This is a genomic window from Aeromonas sp. CA23, assembly GCF_002587065.1.
GTDB classification, from domain to species: domain Bacteria; phylum Pseudomonadota; class Gammaproteobacteria; order Enterobacterales; family Aeromonadaceae; genus Aeromonas; species Aeromonas bestiarum.
This window is the reverse complement of sequence record NZ_CP023818.1, coordinates 384,734-407,534: the sequence shown is the minus strand read 5'-3', so window position 1 is coordinate 407,534 and position 22,801 is coordinate 384,734. Positions and strand designations below refer to the sequence as shown.

Annotated in this window: 18 protein-coding genes; 6 read left to right on the top strand and 12 right to left on the bottom strand. The window is 64.2% G+C overall.

Going from position 1 to position 22,801, the window contains the following annotated elements:
• Nucleotides 1-65: 65 nt before the first annotated feature.
• The 3 genes from CK910_RS01890 to CK910_RS01880 all read right to left on the bottom strand — a co-directional run bounded on the left by CK910_RS01890 (nt 66) and on the right by CK910_RS01880 (nt 2,815).
• A complete protein-coding gene (locus CK910_RS01890) occupies nt 66-989 on the bottom strand; it encodes a LysR family transcriptional regulator (RefSeq protein WP_098980811.1) in 924 nt (307 codons plus the stop codon).
• A 153-nt stretch (nt 990-1,142) separates the two neighbouring features.
• A complete protein-coding gene (locus CK910_RS01885) occupies nt 1,143-2,339 on the bottom strand; it encodes an amino acid aminotransferase (RefSeq protein ID WP_098980810.1) in 1,197 nt (398 codons plus the stop codon).
• Between the two features lie 200 nt (nt 2,340-2,539).
• Nucleotides 2,540-2,815 carry a metal/formaldehyde-sensitive transcriptional repressor gene (locus tag CK910_RS01880; protein WP_005313657.1) on the bottom strand — a complete coding sequence of 92 codons (276 nt, stop codon included), beginning with the start codon at nt 2,813-2,815 and terminating at the stop codon, nt 2,540-2,542.
• 71 nt (nt 2,816-2,886) lie between these two features.
• Between CK910_RS01880 and dmeF the strand changes: the two genes are divergently transcribed.
• Nucleotides 2,887-3,843, top strand: coding sequence for a CDF family Co(II)/Ni(II) efflux transporter DmeF (gene dmeF, locus CK910_RS01875; RefSeq protein ID WP_098980809.1), 957 nt, complete (start codon nt 2,887-2,889; stop codon nt 3,841-3,843).
• 62 nt (nt 3,844-3,905) lie between these two features.
• Here dmeF and CK910_RS01870 read toward each other — a convergent pair whose 3' ends face one another.
• The gene (locus CK910_RS01870; RefSeq protein ID WP_043140700.1) at nt 3,906-4,316 is read right to left on the bottom strand and encodes a hypothetical protein; all 411 of its coding nucleotides are present in this window, start codon (nt 4,314-4,316) and stop codon (nt 3,906-3,908) included.
• Nucleotides 4,317-4,581: 265 nt separating this feature from the next.
• Between CK910_RS01870 and pulA the strand changes: the two genes are divergently transcribed.
• Nucleotides 4,582-8,235, top strand: a complete 3,654-nt coding sequence (pulA, locus tag CK910_RS01865) for a pullulanase-type alpha-1,6-glucosidase (protein WP_253852793.1) — start codon at nt 4,582-4,584, stop codon at nt 8,233-8,235.
• Between the two features lie 195 nt (nt 8,236-8,430).
• Here the strand turns inward: pulA and CK910_RS01860 are convergent, their stop codons facing one another.
• Nucleotides 8,431-10,854, bottom strand: a complete 2,424-nt coding sequence (locus CK910_RS01860) for a zinc/cadmium/mercury/lead-transporting ATPase (protein ID WP_172955204.1) — start codon at nt 10,852-10,854, stop codon at nt 8,431-8,433.
• Nucleotides 10,855-11,092: 238 nt separating this feature from the next.
• Here CK910_RS01860 and tpx point away from each other — a divergent pair, with 238 nt between their 5' ends.
• Nucleotides 11,093-11,593, top strand: coding sequence for a thiol peroxidase (gene tpx, locus CK910_RS01855; protein ID WP_043140547.1), 501 nt, complete (start codon nt 11,093-11,095; stop codon nt 11,591-11,593).
• A gap of 67 nt (nt 11,594-11,660) precedes the next feature.
• Here tpx and CK910_RS01850 read toward each other — a convergent pair whose 3' ends face one another.
• Nucleotides 11,661-12,479, bottom strand: coding sequence for a transporter substrate-binding domain-containing protein (locus CK910_RS01850; RefSeq protein WP_098980808.1), 819 nt, complete (start codon nt 12,477-12,479; stop codon nt 11,661-11,663).
• A gap of 170 nt (nt 12,480-12,649) precedes the next feature.
• Between CK910_RS01850 and CK910_RS01845 the strand changes: the two genes are divergently transcribed.
• Nucleotides 12,650-13,870: a DEAD/DEAH box helicase gene (locus CK910_RS01845; RefSeq protein ID WP_098980807.1), complete on the top strand. Its 1,221-nt coding sequence runs from the start codon at nt 12,650-12,652 to the stop codon at nt 13,868-13,870.
• An 85-nt stretch (nt 13,871-13,955) separates the two neighbouring features.
• Entirely contained in the window at nt 13,956-15,440 is a 1,485-nt protein-coding gene (locus CK910_RS01840; protein WP_098980806.1) for an alkaline phosphatase D family protein, read from the top strand.
• 73 nt (nt 15,441-15,513) lie between these two features.
• On the opposite strand, the gene CK910_RS01835 is transcribed toward CK910_RS01840, so the two are convergent.
• From CK910_RS01835 to CK910_RS01810, 6 genes are all read right to left on the bottom strand, one after another.
• The gene (locus CK910_RS01835; RefSeq protein ID WP_098980805.1) at nt 15,514-16,305 is read right to left on the bottom strand and encodes a hypothetical protein; all 792 of its coding nucleotides are present in this window, start codon (nt 16,303-16,305) and stop codon (nt 15,514-15,516) included.
• Nucleotides 16,302-17,618 (bottom strand): sphingomyelin phosphodiesterase, encoded by a 1,317-nt coding sequence (locus tag CK910_RS01830; RefSeq protein WP_098980804.1) that lies wholly within the window; start codon nt 17,616-17,618, stop codon nt 16,302-16,304. Before CK910_RS01830 ends, CK910_RS01835 begins: the two co-directional genes overlap by 4 nt.
• A 216-nt stretch (nt 17,619-17,834) precedes the next feature.
• Nucleotides 17,835-19,394, bottom strand: coding sequence for a methyl-accepting chemotaxis protein (locus CK910_RS01825; RefSeq protein WP_098980803.1), 1,560 nt, complete (start codon nt 19,392-19,394; stop codon nt 17,835-17,837).
• 225 nt (nt 19,395-19,619) lie between these two features.
• Nucleotides 19,620-20,450: a CPBP family intramembrane glutamic endopeptidase gene (locus tag CK910_RS01820; protein ID WP_098980802.1), complete on the bottom strand. Its 831-nt coding sequence runs from the start codon at nt 20,448-20,450 to the stop codon at nt 19,620-19,622.
• A gap of 207 nt (nt 20,451-20,657) precedes the next feature.
• Entirely contained in the window at nt 20,658-20,957 is a 300-nt protein-coding gene (locus tag CK910_RS01815; RefSeq protein ID WP_005313598.1) for a hypothetical protein, read from the bottom strand.
• Between the two features lie 50 nt (nt 20,958-21,007).
• Nucleotides 21,008-21,382, bottom strand: coding sequence for a YacL family protein (locus CK910_RS01810; RefSeq protein ID WP_043140571.1), 375 nt, complete (start codon nt 21,380-21,382; stop codon nt 21,008-21,010).
• A gap of 208 nt (nt 21,383-21,590) precedes the next feature.
• On the opposite strand from CK910_RS01810, the gene CK910_RS01805 reads away from it, so the two are divergent.
• Nucleotides 21,591-22,706, top strand: a complete 1,116-nt coding sequence (locus CK910_RS01805; RefSeq protein ID WP_098980801.1) for a sugar diacid recognition domain-containing protein — start codon at nt 21,591-21,593, stop codon at nt 22,704-22,706.
• The last annotated feature ends 95 nt before the right edge of the window (nt 22,707-22,801 follow it).

Genomic DNA, 22,801 nt, shown 5'->3' with positions numbered 1-22,801 from the left:
GGCTCTCTTCTCTTCGGATCTGTATTGGCGCCCGCAGGATCTGCAATGGGTGCCGCCTGGGTGGGCTAACCCAGTTCCCGGGCCAGTTGCAGGATCCGCTGGCGGAACCAGCGCCGCGCCGGCTCTTCACCGGCCGGGCCATACCACACCAGGCTGTGGGTGACGGCGCCATAGTCGAACGGGACCGGGCGGATCACCAGATCCCGGCTCATGGCTTGCTCGGCCCAGCCTTCGACGGCGGTGAGGATGAGATCGCTCTGGCGCAGCATGGCCGCTGCGCTGCCAAAGTCCGGCAGGGTGGCGCTGATCTGGCGGCGCACCTGCAACTGGGCCAGGCTCTGCTCGAAGAAGGGGTTGGCCAGCTCCTGATCGCGAATGGCGATATGGCGCCAGCTCAGGTAGGCATCCAGATCCCAGGGCTTGTCCAGCGCCGGGTGGCCCGCCCGCAGCAGGCAGACCAGCTTGTCTTCCCGCAGCGTCTCCCATACCAGACCCGGTTGGCGGGGCAGGGGCTGGCTCTGGTCGTGGGGCAGGATCACGAAGTCGAGCTTGCCCGCCGCCAATGCCGCCAGCCCCTGTTCATCCTTGTTCCAGATGTCGGGCACTAGACCGGGCACCTCCCGCATCAGCTGGCCGAGAATGGGGCCCATGGGCCAGACCATGCCGCTTTCGCGCAGGGCGAATTTCAGTTGTCCCTGCCAGGTGGCGGGGTCGAAACCGCCCTGGCTGGTGAGGCTGTTCAGCTCGCTCAGCAGCCGGTGCAGGGTGGGGCCGAGTCGCTCGGCAAACGGGGTCAGCAACAGCTGGTTGCCCTGGCGGTAGAGCAGCTGATCGCCGAGCAGATCCCGCAACTGGTTGAGGGTCTTGCTGACGGTGGAGGGGGTGGTGCAGAGCCGCTCGGCTGTGCGGGTGACGCTCTGGCTGTCGAGCAGCAGGTGCAGGGTGACCAGATGGCGACCTCCCAGCCGGGACAGGGCAATCAGATCCATAGAGACTCCACAAGCGAGACAAGTGCGGGCAGGGGAGGTCGATTGACCCGATGGCGACCCCTCACAGTCACACATGACAGTGCAATCAGGTCCATAGCGGCTCCATAAAATCGGGACAAACAAAAAGCCCCGCCGAGGCGGGGCTTGAGCGGATTAGCCCTTGAGCACGGCCGCCATGGCGTCGGCCACATAGTCGACGTTGCGGCTGTTGAGGCCCGCCACGCACATGCGACCTGAGCGCACCAGGTAGACGGCGAACTCTTCGCGCAGGCGGTCAACCTGCTCTGGCGTGAAGCCGGTGTAGCTGAACATGCCGCGCTGGCTGGTGAAGTAGCCAAAATCGCGGCCAGGCACCTTGGCGCTCAGCACCTCGAACAGCTTCTGGCGCATGGCCTTGATGCGGGTGCGCATCTCGCCCACCTCGTCGACCCAGAGGGCGTGCAGACTGGCATCGTTCATCACGGCCGCGGTAATCTGGCCGCCGTGGGTGGGGGGGCTTGAGTAGTTGCGACGCACGGTCGCCTTCATCTGGCCCAGCACCCGGCTCGCCTCTTCGGCATCTTTGCAGATGACAGACAGGCCGCCGCAACGTTCGCCGTAGAAGGAGAGGTTCTTGGAGAAGGAGTTGCTGACGAAGAAGCTGACACCGGCGGCCACCATGGCGCGAATGGCGTAGGCATCCTCTTCCAGCCCGTCACCGAAGCCCTGATAGGCGATGTCCATGAAAGGAATGAGATTCTTCTCGACCACCAGCGCAATGACCCTGTCCCACTGGGCAGAGGAGAGATCCACGCCGGTCGGGTTGTGACAGCAGGGGTGCAGCAGCACTATGCTTTTTGCCGGCAGGCTGCCGAGGCAGTCGATCATGGCGTCAAACAGTACGCCGCCGCTGGCTTCATCGTAGTAGGGGTAGTCGTACACCTTGATGCCGGCGCCCTCGAACATCGCCTTGTGGTTGTCCCAGGTGGGATTGCTGACCCACACCTCCGAGGTCGGGAAGTAGCGCTTGAGCAGATCGGCGCCGATCTTCAGGGCGCCGGAGCCGCCGATGGTCTGGATGGTGGCGATGCGGCCGGCCTTGACCGCCTCATGCTCGGCGCCAAACAGCAGGTGCTGCACCGCGGTGCGGTAGTTGGCGGCACCCTCCATCGGCTGATAGGGGCGCGGTGCCGGCGCGGCGGCGCGCTGGGCTTCGGCCTGCTGCACCGAGGCCAGCAGCGGAATGCGGCCCTGCTCGTCGTAATAGAGGCCGATCCCCAGGTTCACCTTCTGCGCGCGGGTGTCTTTGTGGAAGGTCTCGACCAGGGTCAGTATGGGGTCGCCAGCATAGGCATCGACGTGTTCAAACATGGGGGGTCCTTGCGAAGTGGAATCCAGGGTAAGGCGATCAACGATCGGCGGTCATGATGGCGTAAAGCGGGCGAGGGCTCAAGTCTGAAACGGACCTGGGATGCCCGGCCGGCCCAGCCCGGCTGTCAAGCGGCCCGCGCTGCCGACGCGTTTCACCGCAGGCATGCAGGCTGGCCGCCAGCGGGCAGGCGGGGGATCCCTTACTTCAGATAGGATCTCAGCACCCGCACCACCTGATCCAGATCCTCCAGCCGCTCGGCCGGGGTGGCCTCCTCGGCGCCCAGATGTTCGCGCATATGCCCCTCAAGCACCTCCAGCATCAGGCCGTTGACGGCGCCGCGGATGGCGGCTATCTGCTGCAAAATGGCGGCGCAGTCACCCTCCTGCTCCAGCGCGCTTTCCAGTGCGCCTGTCTGGCCCTTGATGCGGCGCACCCGCGCCAGCAGCTTCTTTTTGCCGTGAATGGTGTGTGACATGCAGGATCCTCTCGATCAATAAAACTATACTGGGGTATAGTATATTGCATTGTCGCCCTCAGGAGAAATTCATGTCATCCCTCGTCTCATCCCATTGCCATCAACCCGTCGTACACCAGGGCAATCCGCTGGCCGAACAGAAGACCCGCTGGGCCGTGCTGCTCACCGTCATCATGATGGTGGCGGAGATCAGCGGCGGCTGGTTCTACAACTCAATGGCGCTGCTGGCCGACGGCTGGCACATGAGCTCCCACGCGCTGGCGCTCGGCCTCTCGGTGCTGGCCTACCGCGCCGCCCGCCACTTCGCCCGTGACCACAGATTCAGCTTCGGCACCTGGAAAATAGAGGTGCTTGGCGGCTTCACCAGCGCCCTGCTGCTGGTGGGAGTGGCCGGCATGATGCTGTTCGAATCTGTGTTCCGGCTGCTGGATCCCAGCCCGATCCACTATCAGCAGGCCATCGTCATCGCCATCGTCGGCCTGCTGGTGAACCTGGCCTGTGCCTGGCTGCTGAAGGACGATCATGGGCATCATCACGGTCATGACCATGGCCATCATCATGATCATCACGGCCACGATCATCATGACCATGCCGACCACCAGGGCCATCAGGATCTGAACCTGCGTGCCGCCTACATCCATGTGCTGGCGGATGCGGCCACCTCGGTACTGGCCATACTGGCGCTGGTGGGTGGCATGTGGTGGGGGGCCGACTGGCTGGATCCCCTGATGGGCATAGCGGGCGCCGTGCTGGTGGCCGTGTGGGCCTGGGGTCTGCTGCGCGACTCGGGCCGGGTGCTGCTGGATGCCGAGATGGATACCCCGCTGGTGGCGGAGATCCGCGAGGTGATAGCCGAGTTGCCGGAGGCCGAGATCCGCGATCTGCACGTCTGGCGGGTGGGGCAGGAGCAGTATGCCTGCGTGCTCTCCCTGCTGATGGCTGCCCCCATGCCTGCCCGGGAGATCCGCGAGCGACTCGCCATCCACGAGGAGCTGGTGCACGTCACCATAGAGATTGCCCAGCCCTGATCATGCCCGGCTGGTCGCACGAGACATGAAGAAGGGGCCCAGGCCCCTTCTTGTGGTTTGAATCAGTGGTGCTGGCCGTGATCATCGTCCGGCTTGTGCTGCCAGATGGCCCCCAGCAGCAGCTTGAGCAGCAACTGGGGCGGGTTGTCCAGCAAGGATCCCGACTCCAGCTGCAGGTGGCCATCGGCCCGAAAGCCCAGGCTGGCGTGGACTGTGCCATCTTCGCTGCCCACCTGGATGAGACCGCTCAAGGTGCCACGCTCCCCCGGCTGGCAGCGCAGGCGCAGCTCGCGCGGCTCCCCCAGCAGGGTGAAGGCCCGGCAGAGGGGCGGTGTGTCTTCATAGTCGGGCCAGTTGAAGAAGTGGTACTGCTCGGCGAGCACGCCCGCCTGCTGGCAAAATTGGTCAAACAACTGCGCGATCGCCTGATACTCCTGATCCAGCCGTTTGGCCTGTTCCTCAATTCGCTTCATATGCCGTGACTCCCTCTCTATCCACTTGATCGGAAATTGATTTTTCCGGTATGGACTCGTCTGTCTGCTGGTATGGGCCGAAAGTGAGGCCGGGTCTGTGAGCCCGATCCAACTTTCGTTATGAAAACGTTATCTTGTTGAAAATGGTTGGTTTTTTTGCCCTGCTGCTCACATTTGAAACGATTGCCGCTGATTAATATGACACCGCTCGGCAATGACCGGGTACTCGACTATCGAGACTAACTACAGCGGGAATTATAAAAAAATGGATATGAAAAAGACCAAAGTGGCGCTGGTAACAGCCTCACTGCTCGCGCTTTTGTCCGGCTGCAATGACAACAGCTCCTCCCCCACCCCTGACCCCACTGACGGCCCTGTCGCCCGTCTGCCCAATGTGCAACCCCCTGCCGAGCAACTGGTGGCCGGGCCCGATCAGGCGGTGATCGCCCTGGTGGATACCCAGACCAGCGCGGCGCGCGGGGTGGATGGCCCCTTTGCCAACTACAGCCTGCACCTGTGGAACAACGACGCCTGCAGCGCCACCGCCGAGAGCGGCCTCAACGCGGGCTGGGATGACAAGGTCAATACCCCGGCGGCGGCCGACGGCTTCGGTCCCAGCTGGGTGGTGCCGCTGGCCAAGCTGGAAGGCTGCATCAACTTTATCGCCCGCAACGGCGATCTGGCGAACCTGACCGGTGCCGACATGAAGGTGATCTTCAGCGATCACCCGGATCGCACAGTGGCCATCGTCGCGGGCAAGAGCGAGGTCTTCGGCAGCCGTGCCGACGCCTTCACCGCCGCCTTTGGCGTGGCGGGGGCCAGTGCCCATCTGATCGATGGCAACACCCTGATCTGGCAAGGGGGCAAGGACAAGCCCCATGTGCGCCTCTATTACACTGAGTCGGGCACCATCAAGGCCAATGCGGAAGGGGTATTCGACTTCCCCTACATCACTCTAACGGCTACCAGTCTCACTGCCGAGCAGCAGGCCAAGTATCCGCACCTCAAGGATGCCGCCGCCTTCGCCCTGCCAGCAGGCAAGGACCTCAAGCCGCTGCTCAAGGGCGAGCTGGTGGCCATAGGCACAGATGCCGACGGTATTCTGCAGGGGGCAACTCTGGTGCAGAGCGCCGGTGCCCTCGATGCCCTCTATGCCGACGCCGCCGCCAAGCTGGCCTATGGCGCCGTGGTCGAGGGGGGCAATGTCACCTTCCGGTTGTGGGCGCCGACCGCCAAGTCGGTCAAGCTGGCACTGTTTGATGACAAGCACAGGGCGCTGGGCGAGCGCACCATGACTCGGGACGAGGCCAGCGGCAGCTGGAGCGTGCAGGGCGGCAGCGAGCTGGTAGGCAAGTTCTACCGCTACGACATCCAGGTCTATCACCCGGTCAGCCGCAAGCTGGAATCCTATCAGGTGACAGACCCCTACTCCCTGAGCCTGGCGATGAACTCAGAGTTCAGCCAGGTGGTGGATCTCGATGATCCGGCCCTCAAGCCGGAAGGGTGGGACAGCCTGAAGGCGCCCCACAGCCAGCAGAACCCTGCCGACATCACCATCTATGAGGCCCATGTCCGCGATCTGACCGGCAACGACGACTCCACCTTGCCTGCGCACCGCGGCAAGTTCCTGGGGCTGACCGACAGCGACAGCGTGCCGGTCAAGCACCTGCAGGCGCTGGCCAAGAGCGGCGTCAGCCACCTGCATTTGTTGCCGGTGTTCGACATCGCCACCGTCAACGAGGATCCGGCCAAGGTGGCCAACCTTGCCGATGACTTCAGCAAGCTGTGTCAGGTCAACCCCGAGGTGCAGAACTCCAAGTTCGCCAGCCATTGCGGTGGCGGTCAGACCATAGAAGCCGTGCTCACCGATCTGCAGGGGGCCGACAGCAAGGAGAACCCGCAGGTACAGGAGCTTTACGGCTATCTGCGCGGGGTGGACTCCTTCAACTGGGGTTATGACCCTTACCACTACACGGCGCCGGAAGGCTCCTATGCCACCAATGCCGAGGGCAGCCAGCGCATCCTGGAGTTCCGCGAGATGGTCAAGGCCATCAAGCAGAACATCGGCATGAACGTGGTGATGGACGTGGTCTACAACCACACCAACGAGGCAGGCTTGGGTCCCAAGTCGGTGCTCGACAAGATAGTGCCCTGGTACTATCAGCGCCTCAATCCGGAGACCGGCTCGGTCGAGAACTCCACCTGCTGCTCCAACACGGCGCCTGAACACGCCATGTTCGCCAAGCTGATGGATGACTCCCTGGTCACCTGGGCGCGCGACTACAAGATCGACGCCTTCCGCTTCGACCTGATGGGCCACCACCCGAAAGATCAGATGGTGCAGGCGCTGGCCGCGGTGAAGCAGGTCAACCCCGAGATGTACTTCTACGGCGAGGGCTGGAACTTCGGCGAGGTGCAGGATGACAAGCGCTTCGTGCAGGCGACCCAGAAGCACCTGGCCGGCACCGGCATAGGCTCCTTCTCCGACCGGCTGCGGGATGCGGTGCGCGGCGGCAGTCCGTTTGACGGCGGCGACACCATTCGCAAGACCCAGGGCTTCGGCAACGGCGCCCTGGTGGATGCCAACGAGATGGACGGCGTCGAGCTGGCCACGGCGCTGCACCAATCCGACCTGGTTCGCCTCGGCATGGCCGGCAACCTCAAGGATTTCGTGCTGACCGACAAGGATGGCATGCCGAAGAAGGGCTCCGACATCGACTACAACGGTCAAGCTGCGGGTTATGCCCAGGATCCGACCGAGATCCAGAACTATGTCGACAAGCACGACAACCAGACCCTGTTCGACAACCTGATCTACAAGGCGCCGGAAGGAGCCGATCTGGTGCGGATGCAGGGGGTATCGCTGGCCACCGCCATGCTGGGGCAGGGCATTCCGTTTACCCACGCCGGTGTCGAGCTGCTGCGCTCCAAATCCATGGAGCGGGACAGCTACGACTCGGGTGACTGGTACAACAGAGTCGACTACACCCTTGCCGACAACAACTTCAATAAGGGGTTGCCGCGCAAGGACAAGGATGGCGACAACTATCCGCTGATCGAGCAGGTGCTCGACAAACACCTCAAGCCGAGCGGGGCCGACATGGCGACCATGGTGGGCTTCTACCAGGAGCTGGCCGAGCTGCGTCAATCCTCCCGTCTGCTACGTCTTGGCAGCGGCGCCGAGGTGATCAAGCGGGTCGACTTCCGCAATACCGGCCCGGATCAGGTGCCAGGCCTCATAGTGATGACGGTAGATGACGGCATCAATGCGGGTGCGGATCTGGATCCGGCCATCGACGGTCTGGTGGTGATGATCAACGCCACCAATGCTCCCCAGAGCATCGGCGACTTCCGTGACGGCAATGATCAGCCCATCGACCTGAGCACGCTGCAACTGAGCCCGGCCCACCATGCCGGTAGCAGCATAGCCCGCGATGCCGCCGTCAATGGCGGTACCCTGACCCTGGGGGCCTGGTCCGCTGCCGTGTTCGTCAAGCCGCAGGCCGGTGCTCAGGGCGCGGGTCTGCCGGTGAGCAAGAAGACAGATCTGAGCACGGTCCCACCGTTTGGTGACACAGATGTCTTCGTGCGTGGTTTCCTGAACCAATGGGATCCGGTCAACAAGATGATCTTTGGCGGCAACTTCACCTACGAGTTCACCACAGAAGTGACGGCCGACAAGCTGGGGATGACCCAGGTGAAGATTGCCGGTAGTGACTGGGGCGGTTCGATCAACTACGGCAAGTGCAGCAACACCGACCAGCTGGCGGTAGGCCAGATCAGTGTGCTCTGTGCCAATGGCGGTGATTTGCCGTTCAATGCTGACAAGGCGGGCAGCTACAAGTTCGTCTTTACCGCCATGAACAAGGAGAAACCAAGCTTGAGTGTCAGCTTTACCGCACCCACCGCGACCAAGTAAGCAGCCCCATCGAGCCCGGGGCTGGCTCGGCGGCCCAGGGTTGAATTCCACCTTGCCAAGGGTGGGATAACGCCGAGAGCGTAAGCAAAGCGCGACTGCCAACCGGCAGCCGCGCTTTTTCTTTGTCGTCGTGGGCGAGGCAATAAAAAAGCCGCCCCACTGGGGCGGCTGTTGGTTGTGCCGTTAACGGCTGGCTTAGCGCTTGCGCAGCAGGCGCAGGGCGTTGGCCGTCACCAGGGCGGTGGCGCCGGTATCCGCCAGCACGGCAATCCACAGACCCGTAATGCCGAGCAGACTGGTGACCAGGAAGATGGCCTTGAGCCCCAGCGCCAGCGCTATGTTCTGGTGGATGTTGGCCAGCGCCGCCCGCGACAAGCGGATCATGGCGGCGATGCCGCCGAGCTGGTTGTGGGTCAGGGCGGCATCGGCCGTCTCCAGCGCCACGTCTGTGCCGCCACCCATGGCGATGCCGATGCTGGCGCGCTTCATGGCGGGGGCGTCGTTGATGCCGTCCCCTATCATGGCGACCTTCTGGCTGGTTGCCAGCTTGGCTATCTCCTCCACCTTGCCCTCCGGCAGCAGGCTGGCGCGCCAGCCCATGCCGAGTTCGTTGGCAATCGCCTCGGCGGCGCGCGGGTTGTCGCCGGTCAGCATTATGCTGCGCAGTCCCAACCCCTTGAGCTCCGCCAAGGCCGCTGCCGCTTCGGGCCGGATCTGATCCCGCAGCGCCAGCAGGGCCGCCGGCGCTGCGCCCGGCTGGCCGAGCACCACTACCGTCTTGCCCTGCTGCTCCAGGGTGGCTATCTGGGCGTTGAGGGCATGGCTCAGCGAGTCAATCCGGCTCGGCGCCAGCAGTTGCCAGAGGGTGCCGTCGATGCGCCCCTCCACCCCCATGCCGGGCAGGGCGCGCAGATCCTGAGCCGCGGCCAGAGTCAGTCCCTGCTCGGTCGCTTTGGCTACCACGGCCCGGGCCAGCGGGTGGTGGGAGCCCTGCTCTATGGCGGCGGCCAGTGCCAGCAGTTCAGCCTCAGGCCGGCCATTGAGGCTGACCAGCTCGGTCAGTTGCGGTTTGCCCAGGGTCAGGGTGCCTGTCTTGTCAAACGCGACTGTATCTATGTGGGCCAGCCGCTCCAGCGCGGCGCCGCCCTTGATCAGGGCCCCCTGTCGGGTCGCCGCCGCCAGGGCGGAGGTGACAGCCGCCGGAGTGGAGATCACCAGGGCGCAGGGGCAGCCGATGAGCAGCAGCGCCAGTCCGCGATAGACCCACTCGTCCCAGCTCTGGCCGAAGGCCAGCGGCGGCACTATCACCACCAGCAGGGCGACCAGCATCATGGCCGGGGTATACCAGCGACTGAAGCGGTCGATGAAACGCTCTATGGGGGCGCGCTGGGTCTCGGCCTCCTCGATCAGGTGCAGTATGCGGTCGATGGCGTTGTTGCCGGGCTCGGACACCACCTCGAGGCGCAGCACCCGATCCGCCGCCAGACTGCCGGCGGGCACCTTGTCACCCTGGCGACGCTCCACCGGAATGGATTCACCGGTCAGGGCGCTCTCATCAAAGGCGCCGAGGGCGTCGAGCAGACGGGCATCCGCCGGCAGGCGGGCGCCCGGGGCTATCTCTATGATGTCGCCGGGACGCAGCTGGTCGGCCGCCACCTCTTCCCGAACGTCACCGTCGACCGTGGTGCGGATCCGCAGCGCCTTGTCGGGCACCAGCGCCATCAGGGCCGTGACTCCGGCGCGGGCACGGCCGGCGGCATAGGCCTCCAGATGTTCCCCCAGCATGAAGAGCAGCAGCACCATGGCCGCTTCGGCGGTTTCACCGAGGAAGAGGGCGCCCAGCGCCGCCACCGTCATCAGGGTCTCGATGGCGAAGGGGGAGCCGCTCTTGGTCAGGGCCCAGGCCTTGCGGGAGATGGGCCACAGGCCCCAGAGGGTGGCCAGGGTAAACAGCGGCTGACCGAACTCTTTCGGCAGCAGGGCCGCCACCAGCATCAGGCCGGCCAGTGACAGCGGCTGCCAATATTTGGCGAGCAGGCCCATCTGCGGGCTGCGCCGCCTGGCGTTGTCGTCCCCGGGCTGAGTTGCGCCCTTGAGCCGGAAACCCGCGGCCAGCACGGCGGCGGTGACGGGATCGGGGGAGAGGCCGGGGGCCAGATCCACCACCAGCTTCTCGGTGGCAAACAGCACCCGGGCCTGCTGCACGCCAGCGACCCGGCTGACGGCTGTCTCGATCTTGCGGGCACAGCTGGGGCAATCCATCCCCAGCACCTGCCAGCTGTGGCGGCGACTGTCCTGCTCCGGCGCGATTAACGGCTCGGCGGTGTCGGCGGTTTGCTCATGGTGATCATGCCCATGATGGTCATGGTCATGGGGCGGCTGCGGGCTGCAGCAGCCCTGGCTGTGACAGCCTGCTCTGGGGGGCTCTTCGTCCCCCGGCGATTCACTCACCCCCTGATCCTGATGATCATGGGGGGCCTTGCTGGCACAGCTGCTGACCGGCGTGGCACTGTCACAGCAATGGCTGTCGTGCTGATGCTCGTTCTGACTGGTGGCAGACTTGCTGACGGCCTTGATGGGGGCGGCGGCAGCTTGATGGCTGCAGCAGGATTTGCTCATGATGAGTCCCTCTTGGATGGATCCCGCCGGTGCGAGATCTTCGATGACTGAGCCGAGTGTAAACCTTGGTGTTAAGTCCAAGGTCAAGCCCCTTTATCTTGCTGACTGAGCCGGCAGGGGCTAGCTGTCCGGGTCAGGATGAAGCGCCCTTATATCCTTGTGGTTGGCGGGTGTTTGTCACCGCCCGGCACGCCTATACTGGGGAGCCCTATCCTCCCTCGATAATCAAGGACATAACATGAGCAATTCCGTTACCCTGCAAGGCAACCCCGTCTCCGTCGCCGGTCACTTCCCCGTTGCCGGTGAGCAGGCCAAGCCCTTCTCCCTGGTTGCCAAGGATCTGTCCGACCTGACCCTGGCGGCCTACGCCGGTCAGCGCAAGATCCTGAACATATTCCCGAGCGTCGATACCCCGACTTGTGCCACCTCAGTGCGCAAATTCAACGAACAGGCCAGCGCGCTGGAGAACACAGTCGTGCTCTGCATCTCCGCCGATCTGCCGTTCGCCCAGTCCCGCTTCTGCGGCGCCGAGGGTCTGGACAAGGTGGTGACCCTCTCCACCCTGCGTGGTGCTGCCTTCCTGCAGGACTACGGCGTGGCCTTCTCCTCCGGTCCGCTGGTTGGCCTGGCCGCCCGCGCCATAGTGGTGCTGGATGCAGACAACAAGGTACTGCACAGCGAGCTGGTGGCCGAAGTGGCCGACGAGCCGAACTACGCCGCTGCCCTGGCCGCGCTGTAAGTTTGTGAGTGCAAAAATCCCGCCACGGCACGCCGTGGCGGGATTTTTTATGGATGGCGTCTGGTCATCAGGGCGTGCTGGATGACGCCGCCGGGGCCAATGGCTCTGGATGGGGTTGCCACACCTCATAAGGGCGATGCAGCCTGGAGTAGATCTCGGCCAACTTGCCGGACGCGGCCAGCCGGTCGATGGCCGTACTGAGGAAGTGATCCATATCATCACCCGCCCCCCCCTTGGCGATGATGAAGACATCCTCGAAATCGCCGAAGTGTTCCCGGTGGATGTTGGTCAGCCCCAGCTGGCGCAGCACCAGGTCGGCTTCCTCCTGGGCCCAGATGAAGGCATCGATGCGACCGCGTGAGAGCTTGCGCAGCGACTGCTCTATGCTCATGGACCTTTGCAGCGGAATGGGCAGAAAGCCCGGAGTGGCTTCGATCAGCAGATCCCGTTGGGTAGGCTCAACCCCATAGGCCATGTCGGTGGTGACGGGGTGAGCCGTGTTGCTGTAGATGACATGGGTGACTTTGCCAAAGCTGCGGGTGCTGAAGCGATAGGGCAGCATGTCCGCATCGTGCAGATTGCGGATCGCGGGCAGGCTGAAGTCGGCCTTGCCTGCGATGACACCGGCCATGGCACGGGCAATGGGGTATATGGTGATACGGATGCTGACTTCGGGAGACTGCTCATCAATCGCCCGCACCAGATCGACGAAGGGGCCCGTCTTGTCGGCGTTGATGAGGCCAGGCAGCTCGCCAAGATGGGCGTTGAGGATGCGAACCGGTTTGTCCGACGGCGTGGCCGGCGTGCCTGCCAGGGATAGGCTCAGGGTGGTAACCCCCAGCAGGCCGAGCAGGAGAAACAGCAAGATGTAGATATGTCTGGTCATGATCTGGTCACACCCTTGGGAGATGGTTCCAGAAGTGTAGTCAGAGCCGCTTCGGCCAGATCGAACCGGGCTTGCCTGCAGGGCCGCGATGGATGGGGTTTTACTTATCGCTCCCTGCTCACTAGACTTCGCCTCCCACTTCTTTATTCAGCCGATATCTGCGTAGCCCCATGACCTTTAGCGAACTCGACCTCAATCCCGCCCTGCTGGCGGCCCTGCCTGCCAGCCTGCACACCCCGACCCGCATCCAGCAGCTTGCGATACCCGTGGTATTGGCGGGGCAGGATCTGCTGGCGCTGGCCCAGACCGGCAGCGGCAAGACGCTGGCATTCGGGCTGCCGCTGCTGCAACGACTGGATCCCGCCTCCAGTCTGGTGCAGGGGCTGGTGCTGGTGCCGACCCGCGAGCTGGCCACCCAGGTGAGCGCCGCCTTGCAAGGGGTCGCCGAGGCGCTGGGGCTGCGCGTTTTGACCCTGTGCGGCGGCGTGGCACAGGAGCGGCAACAGGCCGAGCTGGCGCTGGGGCCGCAACTGCTGGTGGCGACGCCGGGGCGGCTGCGGGATCTGCTCACTCAGCAAGCGCTGGGGCTGGATGGCCTGCAACAGCTGGTGCTGGATGAGGCGGATCGCCTGCTGGAGATGGGCTTCTGGCCCGACATCCAGTGGCTGATGAATGAGATGCCCGCCGAGCGTCAGACCCTGCTCTTCTCCGCCACCCTGCCTGCCGAGCTGGATGAGCTGGCGACCGGCCTGCTGACAGAGCCGACCCGCATCGAGGCCAATCCCCTCAACAGCCTGGTGAACGAGATCGAGGAGCGGCTCTATCTGGTCAACAAGAGCAGCAAGGTGCCGGCGCTGATCAGCCTGCTCAAGGAGCAGGCCTGGCCGCAGGTACTGGTCTTCATCAGCGCGCGGGACGATGCCGACGGCGTGGCCAGGAAGCTGGCCAGGGCGGGGATCCCGGTTGCCGCCCTGCATGGCGAGAAAGAGCAGGCGGTGCGGGATCAGGCGCTCGACGATTTCAAGGCCGGCAAGGTGCGGGTGCTGGTGGCCACCGACCTGATGGCGCGGGGCATACACGTGGAGGCGCTGCCGCTGGTGATCAACCTGGACCTGCCCGCCAGCGCCCCCGTCTATGTGCACCGCATCGGCCGCACCGCCCGCGCCGGGCGCGAGGGGCTGGCCATTTCGCTGGTGTGCCACGGCGAGAGCGATACCCTGGTGGCGATCCGCACCCTCACCGGCCGTGAGTTGCCGCTGGCGGAACTCGCCGGCTTCCCGGTGACCGACCTGCCCGCCAGCGGGGAGGGCAAGCGCCCCCCGCGGGACAAGCAGGCAAACCGCCGTACCGCCAACAAGCGCAGCGTCAAGCAGTTCAAGGGCAAGGCCTGATTCAAGGATGGACTGCCCGCTTGGGCAGTACCAAAGGACGCCGGTTTCACTATGCTCCATGGGTTCAACCACGGAGGGATAGGCAATGGCGAGTCTGGTAATGGGGCCCCTGCTGGGGCTCGAAGCTGAGACGCAATACAGCATCTGTTTTCTGGCGGGGCCCGGCTGCAAGGGCGCCAGCATCAGGATCAACGGCACCTTGCTGCCTGCCGGCAAGCAGGCGGATACCCCAAAGGGCGGTTTCTGGCGGGCCAGCTGGACGGCCAACCCGGCCGCCGGGGGGGCGAGCGTGGAGTACCAGATCCTGCTGGACGGGGAGCCCGCCCGGGATCTGGCCGGGGACGACCACTGGCAGTTTCATCTGCCGGGGTCGGCGGAGCAGGTGCGCATCGGTTATGCCTCCTGCAACGGTTTTTCCGACTTCAAGCTGCTCACCTCCACGCCTCAGCCCTATGTGATGTGGGATCGGCTTGCTGACGAGCACGCCGCGCACCCCTTCTCGCTGCTGCTGATGGGGGGTGATCAGGTCTATGCCGATTCCCTCTGGACCACAGTGCCCAGCCTCAAGGCCTGGAACGAGCTGGACAGGACCGAGAAGGTCAAGCGCAAGGCGACCCGCACCATGGAGGAGCAGCTCGATCGCTTCTACTGCGATCTCTACTGCAAGCAGTGGGGACGGCCCGAGGTGGCGCGCCTGCTGTCCCGGGTGCCAAGCGCCATGATGTGGGATGACCACGACATCTTCGATGGCTGGGGCAGCTATCCCGAGGATCTGCAGGGCTGCGATGTCTATCGGATCATCTATGCCGCCGCCTCCCGCTATTTCCGGCTGTTCCAGCTGCGCAGCGGCGCCAATGCCTCCCTGCTGGACCCGGTCAACTTGGCCCATTACTCCTGGCTGCTCAGTTTTCGGGGCTACCGGATCCTGGCGCTGGACAACCGGGCGAATCGCACCCAGGCCCGGGTGATGAGCCAGTCCCAGTGGGATCAGGTCAACGGCGCGCTGGCCGGCTGCGACGCGGGCCACCTGCTGGTACTGGCGGGCGTGCCCGTGGTTTATCGGGACTTCTCCTTCACCGAGGCGGCGCTGGATGCCACCCCCTGGGAGGAGGAGCTGACCGACGATCTCAAGGATCACTGGCGGGCCAAGGCCCATCAGGGGGAGCGGGCCCGGCTCATCATGCGGCTGCTGGACAACGCCCGAGTGCGGCGCCAGCAGGATCCGGGCAACAAGACCCTGATCCTCTCCGGCGACGTGCACGTGGGCTGCCTCGGGGTGATCCAGGACAAGCGGGAAGGGGTTACCAATGTGCACCAGCTGGTCTCCTCCGGCATAGTCCATCCCTGTCCCACCCAGTTCCAGTGGATGGGGATCCTCGCCATGACCAACGACAATCCCGAGTACCTCGACGAAAACCGCGCGATCCGCGCCGAGCTGATCAAGCCGTTCGGCGCCCCCGTCTACCTGCGCACCCGCAACTTCGCCACCCTGCTGATGGGCAGCGACAACAAGCTGTGGGCCAACTGGCATTGCGAGAACGGGCTGGCCGCCAGCTACCCGCTGGCCTGAAGGGCTGGCAAACGCAAAGGGCCCTGGCGGGCCCTTTTTCTTTTCAACGTAGGCTCCCCGGGCCGCCTCCCGCTCAGGGCTTGCCCTGTGCCTGGGCGAAGAAGTCGCGCCTAAACTGGCCGAGTACCTCCTCCCTGTGCTGCTGCCAGCGCACGGGATCCATGTTCCCCTGACTGGCCGCCAGCTGCTGCTCCAGCTCGGCCAATTGCTGCTGGTAGTGGCCGCGCTGATCCAGCTGCTGCTGGCGGGTGGCGGCAAAGGCCAGGCTGGCCTCGGCCCGATCGGCGGGCAGGAAGTGGCGGGCCAATGTCTCCAGCTCCTCGTCCCCCCACAGCTGGCGCGCCTGCTGCAGGCGGGCGTCCGGGTTGAACAGATCCGCCGCCAGATCCGGATGATCCGCCGCCCACTCATCCTGCAGCCGGGTCAGGGCGGCCAGCCGCTCCGCCAGGGTCAGCTGCTCACCCTCGCTGGCCAGCTGTGCCAGCGCCTCGGCATAGCGCCCCTGCAACCGGGTCAGGCTCTCCCCCTCGCTCATCCACTGCGACTCCAGTTCACTCAGGTTGGCGAGGCGCTCGGCGAGCGGCTGCTCGCTGTCGCCTACCTCGCTGGCGAGCTGCTGGCTCATCTCCTGCGGCATCTCCCGCCAGCTGGGGTGCGGATCCGTGGGCTGGCTCCCGCTGGCAGCCGGGGTGAGCCGGGTCATGAGGGCCGTCATAGGGGGGGCTGGCGCCTGCTGCGGCTGACGTGCCCCGCGCAGGCTGGCCTGTGCATCGGCCGGCGTCTGCGGTGGTTCATATTGCCAGCCGAGGTTGAGCAGCAAGAGCGAGAGGACTGCCAGGGCCAGCAAGCCGTAGCGGCGCTTCATCGGCTGATCTCTCCCTTGACCGGGAAGTGATCGGAGAGGTTGCTGGCGGGCCAGAGGCTGCCATCGCTGCTGCGCGGGATCCAGACGCTGTTGAGGTTATGGCTGGCGGCGCCGTACTCCCGGCTCACCACCAGATAGTCCAGGTACTCGACGTTGGCACCACCGGAAAGGGGCCCGCCGGCATAGGGGTTGAGCCTGGGGTCGAAGGTGGCCTCTGTGTAGCCGCCATAGGCGGGCTCATGGGCATTGAGGTTGCTCAGCATGTTGGCGTAGTCGTCGGCAAACTTGCGCTTGTTGACGTTGAAGTCGCCGCCATAGATGACGGTGTCACTGGTCGGGATCTTGAGGCTGGCGGCCAGGGTGCGCATCTGGCCGAACTGGATCTGGCGCAGCCGTCTCGCCTCGTCGGTGTCGAAGCTGGCGGTGTGGGTGGCGAACAGGTGCCAGGCCTTGCCGCCCTTGATCACCTCGGCGTACATGACCCCCTTGTCGGCGAAGCAGTCGGTGCCTGTGCATTGGGGATAGACCAGCTGGGCCTCGCGCACGATTGGGTAGCGGCTGACGATCACCACGCCGCCGTCGTGGATGTTGACCCCCGGCTTGTCGAGCACCTTGGTCTGATAGGGATACTCTTTCGCCAGCGCCTGCAGGAAGCCCTCGCGGCGGCCGTCGAACACCTCCTGCAGCAGCAAAGCGTCATAACCCTTGAGGTGCTCGGGCAGCAAGGCCAGCCGTTCGCCTATGCTGGCGGCGATCACCGGCAGGGCCCAGACGTTGTAGCTGGCGACCTTGAGCTTGCTCTCCGCCGGTTCCGGCTGCTCCCGTTTTTGTGGCGGCGTCAGCATATAGTGCAGATCGTCGTAACGGCCGGTGAACTTGGCGGCGAAGGCCAGCTCCTGCGGCCCCTGGGTACGATGCAGGGCGCGATCGCTCTGCCAGCCCGAGCTGGCTGTCGGGGTGTCGCCACCGTGTTGCAATGTGGTGTTCCACCAGGTGCCCTCCATCAGCTGGTTGAGGCGATAGGTGTCGCCCCCGGCCGTGGTGACCCGGGTTTCGAACAGATAGCTTTTGCCCGCCTTCACCCCCTCGTAACGATTGAAGCTGAGCACCATGGCGCTCTCCCAGGGGCCCAGCTCAGTCTTGTGCTGGATCCACTGGCTGCCCACCTGCAGCTGGCCGGAGCCGCTCTGGCGGATCTCCAGCTGCAAGGGCTCGGGGCCGTTGTTGGTGAGGTAGACATCGGTATCGGCCAGCGCCTGCAACGGAAACTGGCTGGCCAGCAGCAGGGCGGCATAACTGAGAGGCTTGTGCATCATTAAGTCCTTTTGGTTGAGGCACGATGGAAAGTGACTGTTATGGCGGGCACAGAGGTCATTTCATTTACATTTTTGTTACAAATAAATGAAAGGCCCCATATGGGGAGAGGGGGCATTGAGGGGAGGGATCAGTGCCCCGCCCGCGTGGAGGGCAGAGCAGGCTCGGCAATCAGGGGCGCGCGTGCCGGCCGGCATGCGCGCCCCTGTGACGGGTCAGTGGAGGAACTGGTTGATCAGGCGGGAGAGGGCGTGCAGCCGCTCCACCAGCAGCGTGATGCCGTCCAGGGCCTGTCTGCTGTTGTCGGCTGTGTGGCTGGCCAGCTGGTGGATCTGGTGGATGCCATGATCCAGGGTGCTGGTGACATCCGCCTGCTGGCTGACGGCCTGGGCTATCTCGTCGCTGGTGTGGGTGACCTGAGCCAGCATGCGGTTGATCTGGTTGAGCACCTCGGCTGTGGTGCTCACATGCTGCTGGCAGCGCTCCGAGGTCTGGGCCCCCTGGGTCATGCCATCGGCCAGCTGGCGGGTGGTCTGCTGCAGCGCCTGGATCATCTCGTTGATCTCGCCGGTGGAGCTGCGGGTCTTCTGGGCCAGCGCCCGTATCTCGTCGGCCACCACAGCAAAGCCGCGCCCCTGCTCACCGGCCCGCGCCGCCTCGATGGCCGCATTGAGGGAGAGCAGGTTGGTCTGATCGGCGATCTGGCTGATCACCGCCAGGATCCCGCTGATCTTCTGGCTGTCGCCGGTCAGCTGTGCCAGTACCCTATGGTTGGCATCTAGCTCCTGATGGAGCTGGTTGACCGATGCCTGGGTGGTCGTCAGCGCCTGCAGCCCCTCGGCCGACACCTGCTGCACCTCGCCCACCAGAGCATTGGCCTGATGGGCGTTGCTCGCCACGTCGCGAATGGAGTGGCTCAGTTGTGTGATGGCGGCGGCCAGCTGCTCGCTCTGGGCCCGCTGCTGTTGCAGGTGGATGTCTATGGTCTGGATATTGCCCCTGTCATCCTCGGCGGCCTGCAGTATCTGCTGGTTGGTGTCGGCGCTGCGCCCCACCACCGCCTTGAGCTCGGCCCGCTTCATGCGCAGGGCCAGCTCGAGAGCCGCCAGTGTGTCTCGCCGTTTGGTGTAGAGCACCTGACAGAGCGGGGTGCCCATCTCCTCGCCAGCCGTGACGGCCAGCCGGCTGAGCCGCTGTTGCAGCCGCCCGCCGTGGATCATCTGGGCCAGCAGCGCCGCCGCAGCGGGCGCTCCCCACAGGGGATTGCCGGTGGCGAGGGCCGCCAGCAGGGCGAACAGGGCCGTGCCGGAGAGGAGCAGGGTGAGCTGGCCCGGCTCCAGGATGAGCCGGCTGAGCCAGGGCAGTGCCTTGCCCGCCCGGATGCGGGCGTAGAGCTGCTCCGCCCAGGCGATGTCCTGCTCGCTCGGGCGGGTACGCACCGACTGGTACTCTATGATCTGCCGCTGTTCGTTAAGAATGGGGGTGACGTAGGCGTTGACCCAGTAAAACTTGCCGCTCTTGGCGCGGTTCTTTACCAGCCCCATCCAGCTTTTGCCCTGTCGCAGTCGTTGCCACATGTCGGCAAAGGCGGCCTTGGGCATGTCGGGGTGACGCACCAGATTGTGGGGGACCCCCTCCATCTCGTCGGCGTTGTAACCGGCCACCTCGCAGAAGTGCTGGTTGGCATAGGTGATGTGGCTGGCGGGATCCGTGGTCGAGATCAGTGATAGATGGTCGGGGAAGCGTATCTCCCCCTCCCGTTGGGTTGTTGTCATGTGAGCATCCTGAGTGAGCCAAGTAACTGATAGTTTTGTTTTTATTTTTGTGATGGTTACCGGCCCATTTTATGGGGCAAAGATGACGCTAACTTGGCTTGGGTCAATTAATCGACATGCGAGCCTGGCAAAAAAGTGCAAATAGAAAGTCTATATCGAGCGGGCAGGCCGCAGGCAGGGGGCAGAGGAGGGGAAACAAGGGCACCCCGGGCGGGGCGCCCGGGATCAGCGGCTGGCCAGGGGGTAGGTAAACAGGGCCAGATGGGCGAAGTTGAACAGGAAGTGGATCGCGATGGCGATGCTCAGGCGACCACTGAACTGGAACGCCAGGCCGTAGCAGGCGCCCGCCAGGGCGGCAAACAGCATCAGCAGCGGGCCGCCGGCCAGGTGAGCGGCGCCGAACAGCAGGCTGGCCACCAGGATGCCGAGCCAGAGCCGGCTGCGGGCAGCCACCCCCTGCTGGATGAAGCCGCGAAACAGCGCCTCTTCCGCCACGCAGGTGAACAGCAGGTTGTTGAGGGCAAACAGCCACCACCAGTGGGGCAGGCCCGCTTCGGGCTTGAGCGCCCCCAGCTGCCAGGCGGTGATCAGCAGAGCCGCCAGCGGCAACAGCAGCAGGGCCAGCGCTCGCCAGCGGATCGCACCGCCCTGGCCGAGCAAGGCGGGCCAGGCCAGCAGCAGGCCGAAGAAGACCAGCGGCTTGTCCAGATTGAGGTACATGTTGAAGGGCACGCTGGCAGGGCCGGCCTGCACCTGATCCAGCACCTTCAGATTGCTGAAGCCGGGGATGAGGTGCAGCATCAGCGCTATGGCCCACAGCAGCATCAGGGTCAGGGCGACGCCACGCCAGGGCTGGGGAAGGCTGGGGGTGCGCCAGGCCAGCAACAGGCCCGCCAGCGTGATCAGCAGGGCGAAGGGGCTGAGATGGTCGAGGTAGAGGGCGGCCAGCAGGGCGACCCCCAGCAGGATCAGGCCAGGCAGGCGTTGCCGGGCCAGACAGAGCAAGACGGCCAGCGCCAGTGCTCCCCAGATGAGCGAATCAGGTAGAGGTAACATTGAGTCTCCAAGGCCGGTAAAAGTCCCGCACCTTAACAAGTCGTCACATCATGACACAAGGCTTAATAGGCTGGTCGGATCCCTGCAAGGGCGAGTCCGCGGCGGCTCGCGGTCATGAAAAAGCCGGAGCTGAGGCTCCGGCTTTTCTGATACGGCATTGCCAGGTCTGGGGCATTTTCGCGGCCCGCCCCGGCAATTACCCGGGATTTATCGACCGGATTCGGCGATGACGCGGGCTATGATGTCGGCACGCTTGGTGGCTTCCAGCTCGCCCAGGGCGATGAGGCCGGCCTTGAAGATGACGTTCTTCGGCAGGCTGACGTCGTCCAGAGTGGTGATGGCTTCGACGTGCAGGCCGTTCAGACGGCTGGCATCGCGCGGGCTCAGGTTGACCTGAGTGTTCATCACCTGCTTGCCTTTCTTCTTGGCAGGCACGGCCTGTTTGGTCTGGTCCTGCTCGTCTTCCGGCTGTTCTGGTTGTTCGCCGTCAAAATCGTAAATAGACATAGTCAATCCTGTTGGGTTGCAAGGGGCATGCTCGCCCGAAATGTGGGTATTCAGCCCATATCCTCGTTGCGGATAAAGGCGCGCCAGGAGCCGAGCACCTGGGCAAAGTCTTCCAGTCCGCACATGGCCAGCTGCTCATCATCGTAGTAGGCGAGATCGTCGAGATCCTCATCCAGCTCGATATTGAGGACGTTGGCCTTCACTTCGGCCTCCTCAGGGGTGAGCAGCAGTGAATAGTCACCGCCGTGCAGCAGGTATTCAGTGCGGGTGCGATTGGACAGCTGGTCGATGATGGAGAAGAGCTCGTCGAGCTTCTCCTCATCCTTGCCAACTTCATCGATCAACCACTGACCGATGGCCTCATGGCCCATGGAGAACCGGGCGCGATAGCCACCGAACGGGTCGCGGCGAAATTCATAGTCCATAGCGGAGTCCATATCGGAAGGATGAAGCCACCACGCCACACAGCGGCATAACGCCAGATCCATGATCCATGGTGGGGCACACATAGCGTAAAGTGGCCTATTCTAGCGATCCCCCCCGCGCTTGTCTTGATGATGTGGGATCTTTGCGCGTCGGCCCATGCGATTGTGGGCCCCCAGGCGTCATGCCAGCTTGTTGTCCGGAGATGTTATGCAGCTAAACGATACCCTGGCCCGTCAGATTGTCAGTCGGGCGATGAAGATATTGTCGTTCTCGGTCAACGTGATGGATGAACACGGTTTGATCATCGCCTCCGGCAATCCCGAGCGCCTGCATCAGCGCCACGAAGGGGCCGTGCTGGCGCTGACCGAGAACCGGGTGGTGGAGATAAGCGAGGCGACCGCCCGGCAGCTCAAGGGGGTGAGGCCCGGCATCAACCTGCCCATCGCCTATCAGGGGGAGCTGCTCGGCGTCATCGGTATCTCGGGCGATCCGGACGAAGTGCGTGCTTACGCAGAGCTGGTGCGCATGACGGCCGAGCTCATTCTGGAGCAGGCGGCGCTCACCGAGCAGTTGCAGTGGGACAAGCGCCACAAGGAGGAGCTGGTGCTGCAGCTGATCCGTGGTGAGGGGCGGGTCGATCAGCTGCAGCAGGCGGCCCGTTTCCTCGAGCTGGATCTCGACCAGCCTCGGGTGGTGGCCGTGCTGGCGCTGGAGGAGGCGGATCCGGCCCGCCTGCGGGAGCTGGTGCACCTGCTGGAAAATCCGGAGCGGGACAACCTGGTGGCCATCAACGGCCTCGACGAGATAGTGGTGCTCAAGCCGGCCCAGCTCAGCGAGGGTGTCTGGCAATCGGAGCAGGAGCGCAGCCGCATCAAGCAGTTGCTGGCCCGCATTCCCCACTTCAAGGTGCGCATCGGGGTGGGTGATTACTTCGGCGGCATAGACGGGCTGGCACGCTCCTACCAGACGGCGCGGGATACCTTGCGCCGGGGCATGCGGCAGGCGCCGCGCAAGCAGGTCTACTTCTTCGAGGATTACCGGCTGCCTGTGCTGCTCGGCAGTCTGGCGGACTCCTGGCAGGCGGATCAGCTGCGGGCCCCCTTGCTCAAGCTGGCGCAGGAGGACACAAAGGGAACGCTGCAAAAGACGCTACGCCAATATTTCTTGCAGGATTGTGATCTGCATCCCTGTGCCGAAGCCCTGTTCATCCACCCCAATACACTGCGCTACCGGCTGACCCGGATTGAGCAGATAACCGGGTTGAATTTCAACAAGTTAGATGACAAGTTCCTGCTCTACCTCGGGCTCAATCTCGATAGCTGATTTGTTGTAATGAACAAGAAACATCTCTTTAGAGAGACCTTATTTGGCTTTTTAGCCAAAGCATTCCGATCCCGGATCACCATAATGGCCACCAC

Excerpts from the sequence above, each read along its gene's own strand:
- CK910_RS01890 (WP_098980811.1), bottom strand. The coding sequence starts at position 989 with ATGGATCTGATTGCCCTGTCCCGGCTGGGAGGTCGCCATCTGGTCACC.
- CK910_RS01885 (WP_098980810.1), bottom strand. The coding sequence starts at position 2,339 with ATGTTTGAACACGTCGATGCCTATGCTGGCGACCCCATACTGACCCTG.
- CK910_RS01880 (WP_005313657.1), bottom strand. The coding sequence starts at position 2,815 with ATGTCACACACCATTCACGGCAAAAAGAAGCTGCTGGCGCGGGTGCGC.
- dmeF (WP_098980809.1), top strand. The coding sequence starts at position 2,887 with ATGTCATCCCTCGTCTCATCCCATTGCCATCAACCCGTCGTACACCAG.
- CK910_RS01870 (WP_043140700.1), bottom strand. The coding sequence starts at position 4,316 with ATGAAGCGAATTGAGGAACAGGCCAAACGGCTGGATCAGGAGTATCAG.
- pulA (WP_253852793.1), top strand. The coding sequence starts at position 4,582 with ATGGATATGAAAAAGACCAAAGTGGCGCTGGTAACAGCCTCACTGCTC.
- CK910_RS01860 (WP_172955204.1), bottom strand. The coding sequence starts at position 10,854 with ATGAGCAAATCCTGCTGCAGCCATCAAGCTGCCGCCGCCCCCATCAAG.
- tpx (WP_043140547.1), top strand. The coding sequence starts at position 11,093 with ATGAGCAATTCCGTTACCCTGCAAGGCAACCCCGTCTCCGTCGCCGGT.
- CK910_RS01850 (WP_098980808.1), bottom strand. The coding sequence starts at position 12,479 with ATGACCAGACATATCTACATCTTGCTGTTTCTCCTGCTCGGCCTGCTG.
- CK910_RS01845 (WP_098980807.1), top strand. The coding sequence starts at position 12,650 with ATGACCTTTAGCGAACTCGACCTCAATCCCGCCCTGCTGGCGGCCCTG.
- CK910_RS01840 (WP_098980806.1), top strand. The coding sequence starts at position 13,956 with ATGGCGAGTCTGGTAATGGGGCCCCTGCTGGGGCTCGAAGCTGAGACG.
- CK910_RS01835 (WP_098980805.1), bottom strand. The coding sequence starts at position 16,305 with ATGAAGCGCCGCTACGGCTTGCTGGCCCTGGCAGTCCTCTCGCTCTTG.
- CK910_RS01830 (WP_098980804.1), bottom strand. The coding sequence starts at position 17,618 with ATGCACAAGCCTCTCAGTTATGCCGCCCTGCTGCTGGCCAGCCAGTTT.
- CK910_RS01825 (WP_098980803.1), bottom strand. The coding sequence starts at position 19,394 with ATGACAACAACCCAACGGGAGGGGGAGATACGCTTCCCCGACCATCTA.
- CK910_RS01820 (WP_098980802.1), bottom strand. The coding sequence starts at position 20,450 with ATGTTACCTCTACCTGATTCGCTCATCTGGGGAGCACTGGCGCTGGCC.
- CK910_RS01815 (WP_005313598.1), bottom strand. The coding sequence starts at position 20,957 with ATGTCTATTTACGATTTTGACGGCGAACAACCAGAACAGCCGGAAGAC.
- CK910_RS01810 (WP_043140571.1), bottom strand. The coding sequence starts at position 21,382 with ATGGACTATGAATTTCGCCGCGACCCGTTCGGTGGCTATCGCGCCCGG.
- CK910_RS01805 (WP_098980801.1), top strand. The coding sequence starts at position 21,591 with ATGCAGCTAAACGATACCCTGGCCCGTCAGATTGTCAGTCGGGCGATG.